The organism is Peribacillus sp. SRI_006 (assembly GCF_057586375.1).
The window spans coordinates 251626-260768 of record NZ_JBYCZT010000009.1 but is presented as its reverse complement, the minus strand read 5'-3'; the positions used below and the strand labels follow the sequence as shown (position 1 = coordinate 260768).

At 38.4% G+C, this 9143-nt stretch carries 12 protein-coding genes; 11 read left to right on the top strand and 1 reads right to left on the bottom strand.

Annotated elements, in window-relative coordinates; all coding sequences use genetic code 11:
- Positions 1 to 87 precede the first annotated feature (87 nt).
- Positions 88 to 330, bottom strand: coding sequence for a hypothetical protein (locus tag AC2YHV_RS15315; protein WP_487373542.1), 243 nt, complete (start codon positions 328 to 330; stop codon positions 88 to 90).
- Between the two features lie 224 nt (positions 331 to 554).
- Here AC2YHV_RS15315 and AC2YHV_RS15310 point away from each other — a divergent pair, with 224 nt between their 5' ends.
- The 11 genes from AC2YHV_RS15310 (at position 555) to AC2YHV_RS15260 (ending at position 9142) form a co-directional block, all read left to right on the top strand.
- Positions 555 to 1268, top strand: a complete 714-nt coding sequence (locus tag AC2YHV_RS15310) for an anthrax toxin lethal factor-related metalloendopeptidase (protein ID WP_057277317.1) — start codon at positions 555 to 557, stop codon at positions 1266 to 1268.
- 57 nt (positions 1269 to 1325) lie between these two features.
- On the top strand, positions 1326 to 2120 hold the full coding sequence (locus AC2YHV_RS15305) for a thymidylate synthase (protein ID WP_048686772.1): 795 nt from the start codon (positions 1326 to 1328) through the stop codon (positions 2118 to 2120).
- Positions 2117 to 2602, top strand: a complete 486-nt coding sequence (locus AC2YHV_RS15300) for a dihydrofolate reductase (RefSeq protein WP_487373541.1) — start codon at positions 2117 to 2119, stop codon at positions 2600 to 2602. The genes AC2YHV_RS15305 and AC2YHV_RS15300 overlap by 4 nt, the downstream gene beginning before the upstream one ends.
- Positions 2603 to 2752: 150 nt before the next feature.
- The gene (gene ilvA / locus AC2YHV_RS15295) at positions 2753 to 4021 is read left to right on the top strand and encodes a threonine ammonia-lyase IlvA (protein ID WP_034307560.1); all 1269 of its coding nucleotides are present in this window, start codon (positions 2753 to 2755) and stop codon (positions 4019 to 4021) included.
- Between the two features lie 193 nt (positions 4022 to 4214).
- A complete protein-coding gene (gene tatA / locus AC2YHV_RS15290; RefSeq protein WP_034307557.1) occupies positions 4215 to 4406 on the top strand; it encodes a twin-arginine translocase TatA/TatE family subunit in 192 nt (63 codons plus the stop codon).
- Positions 4407 to 4491: 85 nt separating this feature from the next.
- Positions 4492 to 5238 carry a twin-arginine translocase subunit TatC gene (gene tatC / locus AC2YHV_RS15285; protein ID WP_034307555.1) on the top strand — a complete coding sequence of 249 codons (747 nt, stop codon included), beginning with the start codon at positions 4492 to 4494 and terminating at the stop codon, positions 5236 to 5238.
- A 135-nt stretch (positions 5239 to 5373) separates the two neighbouring features.
- On the top strand, positions 5374 to 5637 hold the full coding sequence (locus AC2YHV_RS15280) for a DUF2535 family protein (RefSeq protein ID WP_306804680.1): 264 nt from the start codon (positions 5374 to 5376) through the stop codon (positions 5635 to 5637).
- 226 nt (positions 5638 to 5863) lie between these two features.
- The gene (locus tag AC2YHV_RS15275; protein WP_057277320.1) at positions 5864 to 6706 is read left to right on the top strand and encodes a DegV family protein; all 843 of its coding nucleotides are present in this window, start codon (positions 5864 to 5866) and stop codon (positions 6704 to 6706) included.
- 142 nt (positions 6707 to 6848) lie between these two features.
- Entirely contained in the window at positions 6849 to 7439 is a 591-nt protein-coding gene (locus tag AC2YHV_RS15270) for an SCO family protein (RefSeq protein ID WP_487373540.1), read from the top strand.
- A 279-nt stretch (positions 7440 to 7718) separates the two neighbouring features.
- Complete coding sequence (locus AC2YHV_RS15265) at positions 7719 to 8561, top strand: SGNH/GDSL hydrolase family protein (protein WP_098185824.1); 843 nt, start codon at positions 7719 to 7721, stop codon at positions 8559 to 8561.
- Entirely contained in the window at positions 8558 to 9142 is a 585-nt protein-coding gene (locus tag AC2YHV_RS15260) for a YpmS family protein (protein ID WP_057277322.1), read from the top strand. The genes AC2YHV_RS15265 and AC2YHV_RS15260 overlap by 4 nt, the downstream gene beginning before the upstream one ends.
- The last annotated feature ends 1 nt before the right edge of the window (position 9143 follow it).

Genomic DNA, 9143 nt, shown 5'->3' with positions numbered 1-9143 from the left:
TGAAATGTTAATACAAAGTAAAATTTGGAGGTGAAATGCTTTTTCTTCGAAATCACCTACAGTTTAAAGCTGACATCAAAAATGATGTCAGCTTTTTTTATGGAAAATATCAAGTATTTGAAGAAGAGCGGTAAATATAGTGAAAAAAAGCAAAGGCAATAAAAAGTTAAGCCATAGAGAAGATAGTAGCGGATGCAGCAGTATGCCAAAGAAAATGGAGAACAGAAAAAGGTCGAGAATGATAAACACTTTTAAACTGTAAATATCAAGGACTTCTTCAGCAAGTTCATGTTGCTCATTCAAGATGGCTTTTTTATTGTTGGTTTCCATGCGATCACCTTAAACCTTTTACGATTATATATATTTGATATATGAAAACCGCGGATCAATGGTTCTTCTCAGGATGAATGTGCAACCAAAATTACCAAAAAAACATAGAACTTTTACATTTAGGCAATATGTTATACTAATATAATAGTGTGTAAGATTTAGAGATTTTAAATAACATATATTTTCTTAACGATACATGAAGAATGAAGAAAGGGGAGAAGAGTATGAAAAGGAAGAAATGGTGGTTATCCATACTTGCATTGTTTGTCTTTTTACTCTCAATGCTCTCCTATTCATTAGCGAAAGATGATGGGGTAAAATGGCGGAATTTACCCAAAGATAATCTTTTAAGACAAGCTGAACTTTTTAAGGGAAATAAAGAATTGCAAAGAATATTTTTATTTCCAGAAGAGGAGTACGATCAAGGGGAAGCACTGAAAATTGCTGGAACCATTAATAAATTGCCTCATTCACTTTTGGTGAAAACAGCGGAAAGTGGTGTGAGGATCAAACTATTCGATGGCGATATAACGGAAAATCAATCCGCGGCCAAATTAAAGGGGATAACTCCGCGTGGTTATTTGAATAAAGAAACAACTTGGGATGATGTGCCTGGTATGGGCGGATCACATACGGTATTGGTTAAAATCGGGGCGAGTGACAAGGGCAACGGGCATGGCTCGGTTAATTTGGAACTGCATGAGCTGGGGCACTCCATTGATAATATAGTGTTTGATGGAATCCGTGATGACATGGATTATTTGAAGATTTGGGGTAAGGAAGTGGATGGGCTGTTTCCAGGGATTACGTATTTTTCCAACTACCCTGAGGAATATTTTGCAGAAACGTTCGCCATGTTTTATGTGAACCATGAACAAAATCAATTGCTTAGACAAAAAGCACCCGAGACTTATAATTTTATTAAACAATTAGATTAAACATTGGGCAATAATACGTTAAAATAAGGAGAATGAAAGTAGAAAAGGTGGTTTATCATGAAGCAATATTTAGATTTATGTAAGCATGTACTCGAAAATGGAACGCAAAAAGGTGATCGTACGGGGACAGGAACGATCAGTACCTTTGGATATCAAATGAGATTCAATTTAAAAGATGGATTCCCTGTACTTACAACGAAAAAGGTTAGTTTAAAAGCGATTATCCATGAACTATTATGGTTTTTGAAGGGTGATACAAACGTTGGGTACCTTCAGGAAAACAGTGTGCGCATCTGGAATGAATGGGCGGATGAAAAGGGGGAATTAGGTCCGATTTATGGTCATCAATGGCGTTCCTGGGGAACGGCCGATGGAAGGCAAATCGACCAAATCAGTGAATTGATCGAACAAATCAAGACGAATCCAAATTCAAGAAGATTGATAGTCAGTGCTTGGAATGTTGGGGAACTGGATGAAATGGCCTTGCCGCCTTGCCATGCTTTCTTTCAATTCTATGTTGCTGATGGCAAGCTTTCATGTCAGCTATACCAACGTTCAGCGGACGTCTTCTTAGGTGTTCCTTTTAATATAGCTTCGTATGCGCTTTTAACGATGATGATCGCCCAGGTGTGTGATTTGGAAGTTGGCGAATTTGTACATACTTTCGGGGATGTCCACATCTACTCTAACCACCTTGAACAAGTGGAACTGCAGTTGACTCGTGACCCGAAACCATTGCCAATCATGAAAATCAATCCAGATGTGAAAAATATCTTTGATTTTAGCTTCGAGGACTTCGTTTTGGAAAATTACGAAGCCCATCCCCATATAAAAGGTGAGGTTAGCATATGATATCGTTGATAGTGGCTATGGATCAAAATCGTGTGATAGGTAAAAACAATAAACTGCCATGGCATTTACCAGCAGATCTGCAGTATTTTAAAAAAGTGACGATGGGCCATCCAATCGTCATGGGGCGAAAGACATTTGAATCGATCGGCAGGGTCCTGCCTGGCCGCGAAAATGTCATCGTCACCCGCAATCAGGAATTTAAAGCGGAAGGCTGCGTAGTATTACATGATATTGCACAAATCAAAATGTTCGCAGATAACCATGAAGAGGAAGTCTTCGTAATTGGCGGAGCCGAAATCTTCAAGGAAATCCTTCCTTTTACCGACCGCCTGTATATTACGGATATTCATGAAACTTTCGAAGGGGATACTTTCTTTCCCGAGATTGATGAAAATGAATGGGATGAAATTTCCTCAAACCCAGGCAACATCGATGAAAAAAATCGATTTGCACATGATTTTATTATTCTACAAAAAAAATAAAGTGCTAATCCGATTATGGGGAAATGACCATAATCGGATTTTTTTGGTATGGGACAACCAAAAGAAAGAATTTTTAGAAAAATCAATTACATTAATAACAGTAAAGTGCTATAATGATTGAATTCATCAGAAAGGAAATGAGGGATTGTTATGAATCAGACTGCATCTAAGAATAGGGGGATTCAATTGGAAGACATTCTAATTGCCTATAGAGAACTGAAAGAAATCGTTTTACATACACCTTTACAAAAAAATCAGAGGCTCTCTGAAAAATATGATTGTAATGTTTATTTAAAACGCGAGGACTTACAACACGTACGTTCCTTTAAATTAAGAGGGGCTTACTATAAAATGAAAAGCCTGACCGAGGAAGAGACGAAGAACGGAGTCGTTTGTGCCAGTGCAGGAAACCATGCACAGGGTGTTGCTTTTTCCTGCAGCCAATTGGGCATTCACGGGAAAATTTATATGCCTGCTACAACTCCAAGGCAAAAAGTCGATCAAGTTCAGCTATTCGGCAGGGATAATGTGGAGATCATCCTAATAGGGGATACATTCGATGATGCATTTGCCATGGCGATGGAATGCTGTGAAAAAGAAGAGCGTTCCTTTATCCATCCATTTGACGATGAAAAGGTAATCGCCGGGCAAGGTACAACGGCTGTAGAAATCCTGAACGATTGTGAAGATGGAATCGACTATGTATTTGCCGCTATGGGCGGCGGCGGGTTAATGGCCGGAGTATCGAGTTATTTCAAATCGGTTTCCCCAAATACGAAATGCATTGGAGTTGAGCCGCAAGGTGCTGCTTCGATGGAATACTCCTTCAAGGAAGGAAAAGTATCTGAACTCGAAAAAATAGATACATTCGTTGATGGAGCAGCTGTCAAGTGTGTGGGACAGTTAACATATCAGCTTTGTAAGGAAAACTTGGAAGATATCGTTGTCGTACCTTCAGGCCAAATCTGTACGACGATTCTCGATTTGTATAATCAGCATGCGATTGTCGCTGAACCGGCAGGTGCTATATCTGTAGCCGCGTTGGATTCATATAAAGAACAAATCAAAGGAAAAACGGTTGTTTGCATGGTCAGCGGAGGGAATAACGACATTGGGCGCATGCAGGAAATTAAAGAGAAATCCTTATTATATGAAGGGCTGCTTTATTATTTTATCGTGAATTTTCCACAACGTGCTGGCGCTTTAAGGGAATTCCTTGATGAAGTGTTAGGACCGAATGATGATATAAGCCGTTTTGAATATACGAAGAAAAATAATAAAGAAAGCGGACCGGCCCTGGTTGGTATAGAGCTAAAAGATAAAAATGATTATGAAGGGCTCATCCAAAGGATGAACAAGAAAGGATTCTCTTTCGTAGAGGTCAATAAAGACAGTAATTTATTTCACTTGTTGATTTAAACATGGATAAAATGTTAAATTAGGATAGAATAATACCTATGTTTTTACATTTTATCTGCCGGCCCAGTCGTATATGGGCATACTGTCGATAATTGTTACCATTCTATGACGAATTGCCAGTTCCCTTTCAATTGGTTGGAAATGGTATTATAATCGGAGTAGGTCTAATTACAACACCAAAGGGGATGTATCCATGTCGAACATTGGAGTACCTGGTCTAATTCTAATCTTAATTTTGGCATTAATTATCTTTGGTCCGAAGAAACTTCCAGAAATTGGCCGTGCTTTTGGACAAACGCTTCGTGAGTTTAAAAAATCCACAAGTGATTTAACAAAAGGTGATTATGAAGAAGATAAGAAGCTACAACAAAAAAATCATGAATGATTGAATGCTGGGCGTAAGATGGAATCGTCTTGCGCCTTTACGCTGTAACAAAGATACGGATTTTCAGATGAAGGCGTGATCAACTTTGGAAGATAAGGAATTAAATATCATCGATCATCTCGATGAATTGAGAAAACGGCTCATCATTACAGCTGTTGCTTTTGTCATCTTTTTTATCGCCAGCTTTATTTATGTTGAGGAGATTTATAATTGGTTCGTGAAAGATCTCGATTTTGACCTGATGGTATTGGGACCGAGTGATATTATCTGGATTTACTTCATGCTTGCAGGTGTCGTAGCCATTGCGGCAACGATACCGGTAATTGCCCTGCAAATCTGGTTATTCGTTAAACCCGCTTTGATGCCAAATGAAGTGAGGGCGACCCTTGCCTATATTCCAGCACTTTTCCTGCTTTTTATCGGAGGGCTTGCTTTCGGTTATTTTGTCATCTTCCCGACCATTCTTCAATTTTTGATTGAATTGGGTGATGGGATGTTCATAACCAGTTTTACAGCTGATAAGTACTTTTCATTCGTATTTAATATGACGATACCTTTTGCTGTTTTATTCGAGCTTCCTGTCGTTACCATGTTTTTGACCTCCCTTGGCATAATAAATCCTTATGTGCTTCAAAAATTAAGGAAGTATGCATACTTTGTACTGGTTGTCATAGCGATATCGATTACGCCGCCTGACTTTATGTCAGACTTTATGGTGATGGTTCCATTGCTGTTATTATACGAAATCAGTATTTCATTATCTAAAGTCGTCTATAAACGAAGGGTGAGACGTGAAAGCTTGCGGGAAGACACCTACGAGGAAGGTTTATAAGAAGAAGCCCATAATGGCATTTTGCCCTTATGGGTCTTTTTTTTATGATTATCCATCTGATTTCTCTGTTTTTTTACACATTTGAATATTTATACTTTTGGATTTATTGTGTATAATGTAAGCAATCGGTTAAAAATGAGGATTGATATTTTGATGTTCAAATGCTTGGAATTCAAAGATTGTTTTGGACATAAGGTCACCATTTCAGAAATACCTGTCTTACTGCCTAGTGATCCGAATTTTTTTATGTTGACCGTGCGTTTGGAAGTATTTGTTAAGAAGGTTTTTGCCAATAAAGATCATAAAGAAAATTACTCATTTAAGCATTATTTAGCATCCGTACTCAAATGGCCCGTTTACAACAAGCTTTTTTTTGGAAGTTTACTCAATAATGCTTAATGCGGATTGTTCCATAGCTAACATCTCCGTTAAAAGAGATGACACGAATGCCATGCAATATCGAATGTATCGGCATGTGTTCAGGTTAGCTCATGGAACGGTCTTTTTTTGTGTAATCATTTCAAAAGATAATTATCACTTCAGCCGAAAAATGAAACCTTTGGTTTGAATGCTTACCTTGAATAGGTATAATACAATAGATATGTTAATTTAGGGATGTGTAATGATGAATAAAGTAAAGATAGTAACAGACTCGACAGTAGATATGACACCAGAGGAACTGGAATTTTATGATATTACAATGGTCCCTTTATCGATCTTTATAGATGGGGAGACTTTTTTGGATAAGGTCGAAATCGAACAAGAAGAATTCCTGAAAAGGATGAACCAGTCAAAAGAACTGCCAAAAAGCTCACAACCGGCCGTAGGTACCTTTGTGGAGGTATATGATGAACTCGGAAAAGACGGCAGCGAGATTATTTCCATACATATGACAGGTGGCATGAGCGGTACTGTTCGTTCAGCGGAAAGCGCAGCTAGCATGTCTGAAACGAAGGTTACCGTTCTTGACTCGAAATTCATTTCAAAAGCGATGTCATTTCAGGTGATCGAGGCAGCGAAGATGGCGAAGGAAGGGAAATCCGTAGCCGAGATAATTGAACGATTGGAACATATTAAAAAGCAGTCAAGTTTAATCATTGTCATAGAAACACTTGATAACCTCGTTAAGGGTGGAAGGATTGGCAAAGTTTCTGCTTTTATCGGTTCATTGCTGCACATAAAGCCGATTGCACTTCTTGATGATGGTGTACTGAACCCTGTATCCAAAGCCAGGAGCCAGTCACAGGTCGTCAAGTTCATCATAAAGAAATTCAAAGAAGAGACTCAAGGCAAAAAGATTAGAGGCATCGGTTTTGTACATGCAAATGGCCTTGAAATAGCGGATAAGGTCCGCCAGGCCATTGCAGACTTAACAGGATATCAAGACATAAAGATAGAAGCAACGACTGCCGTTGTCAGTACCCATACAGGTGAAGGCGCCATGGCGATCATGTATTATTGGGACTGATAAGGATATACCATATGAAACTGCGTTTGGCGGCGGTTTCAATTGTCTTTAATTCGTAGAAATAGTTGCTGTCCTCATTCCGGATGGTCTGTTAGAATAAATGAAGTAACAGAATATTTTATACATAAAGGACGGGGTAGGGATGAGAAAGCTGCAATTGCTTATGGCAGCTATGGGAGCGTCAATTTTATTGCTGTTGACAGCATGCGGTTCCAATGGTGTACCCGATGCCAAAAATTGGGACCTTGAAGACTTCAGTTATATCGATCAGGAGGGGAAGCCTTTCTCAAAAAGCGATCTTAAAGGAAAGGTTTGGGTAGCGGATTTTATATTCACGAGCTGTGAGACGGTCTGTCTCCCCATGACTTCGAATATGACGAAGCTGCAGCAGCAATTGAAGGATGAAGGGATTAAGGATGTAGAGTTCGTTTCATTTTCCGTGGATCCGGAAATTGATAAACCTGATGTTTTAAAAAAATTTGGTGACCAATTTAATGTGGATTACGGCAACTGGCACTTTCTGACCGGTTATGGACAGGAAGAAATCGAGCAGTTTGCATTGGATAACTTTAAAGCGATCGTCAAAAAACCAGAAGCGGAAGATCAGGTGATTCATGGGACCAGTTTTTTTCTGATGGATCAAGAAGGAAAGATCATCATGGATTATACAGGTCTGCAGGATATTCCGTTTGATGAAATCATTAAGCATATTAAAATTTTACAGAATTATTGAACAGGTTAAATGACCTGTTCTTTCTGTTTTCATCCATCTTAATTACCGGGCTTTATCGATGGTGAAAATGAGCAATAAGTTTTTGAAGAAACAGGCGGTAGTGAAGAATGATTTTACATGCTAAGTAACATGCTAATTTTTATAGGACTAGCTTTAATTCACAGCGTTTTTCATATTGTATAGTAAGGAATGCTCAATTTTGGAAGTACAATGAAGGTATATTGTTTGCAATTTTTCGTTTTCTGCATGATATAATATATGGGTAGGAAGGTGAGGGTCATGAGGTACAAAATCACCTGTCTTTTCATATGCCTAGTTTGGATTTCAGGCTGCAGTCAAAATGAAACAGCCTCAAATCAGCCATCTGTTCAGCAGAAAAGCATAGTTGAGCTGAGTAAAAAGGAAACTATTCCTGCCAGCTTTTTTCCGGACCCTGTGAAAATCGTGTCAATTGGCGACTCCTTGACTCAAGGTGTCGGTGATAGTAAAGATAATGGCGGGTATCTGCCTTATTTACAAAATAAGCTGGAAAAAGAACCATCGATTACTTCCGTTGAGATGATTAATCATGGCATACGTGGAAATAGGACCGACCAACTATTGAAAAGACTGGATAAGACTAGGATTAAAGAGGACATAAAGCAAGCTGACTCGATTGTCGTCACAATCGGTGGAAATGATATCATGAAGGTCTTTAAACAGAATTTCTCCAATCTGGAACTGAATCAGTTTGATTCGGCAAAAATAGGGTATGAAAAAAGATTAAGGCAGATACTTGATAAGGTTCGCTCCGAAAATGATTCTGCGCAAATATACCTTGTAGGCGTCTACAATCCATTTTCCAAATGGTTCGGAGATTTTTATGAACTTGATATGATCATGAATGATTGGAATGAAAGTGGAAAAGAGATCATTGAAGAATATGATTCAGCATATTTTATTGAAATAGCAGACATTTTCGAGAATCCCAAAGAAGATTTGCTTTATGCCGAGGATTATTTTCACCCAAATGACCGCGGATATGAATTAATCGCGACAAGAATCTATAATGATATGGATATTACCACTATCGGAAAGGATACATTGGAAGCGAGTGCCAAAGGAGATGATGACCAAGAATGACAAATGTCAAATGGAAGACTTTGTTTATTTCCCTATTAGCCTTAAACATCCTGGTCATCCTGTTTGTAACGATTTTAGTTAATCTGCCGACTAAAGATAAAGAGCTGATACCCAAAGTAAGCCGCGAAGAAGATATCCAATTTCAAATTCACACGAATCGGGAAGATTTGACAAGGTTAATCAACCAGTATCTGGATAAAGAGGGGTTAACGGGATCCATTCACTATGAAGTGTATTTAACAGATGAGGTGGAGCTATACGGAACAATGCCATTTTTCAACCGTGAAGTGGAAATGAAATTGACTTTTGAACCAATTGCCCAAAAGAATGGGGATTTGATTCTTAAGCAAAAATCAATTGCAGTCGGTAAAATGAACCTTCCTGTTTCATATGTAATGAATTTGATTAATGAGCGATATAATATGCCTGAATGGGTTAGCATAAGCCCCAATGATAAAAGTATTTATGTGTCATTACAGGATATGGAACTGAAAAGCGATATAAGGGTGAAGGCGAAAGAATTCGATCTGAAAAATGATGATATTTCATTTTTATTGACCATCCCATCATCATTACAGTGAT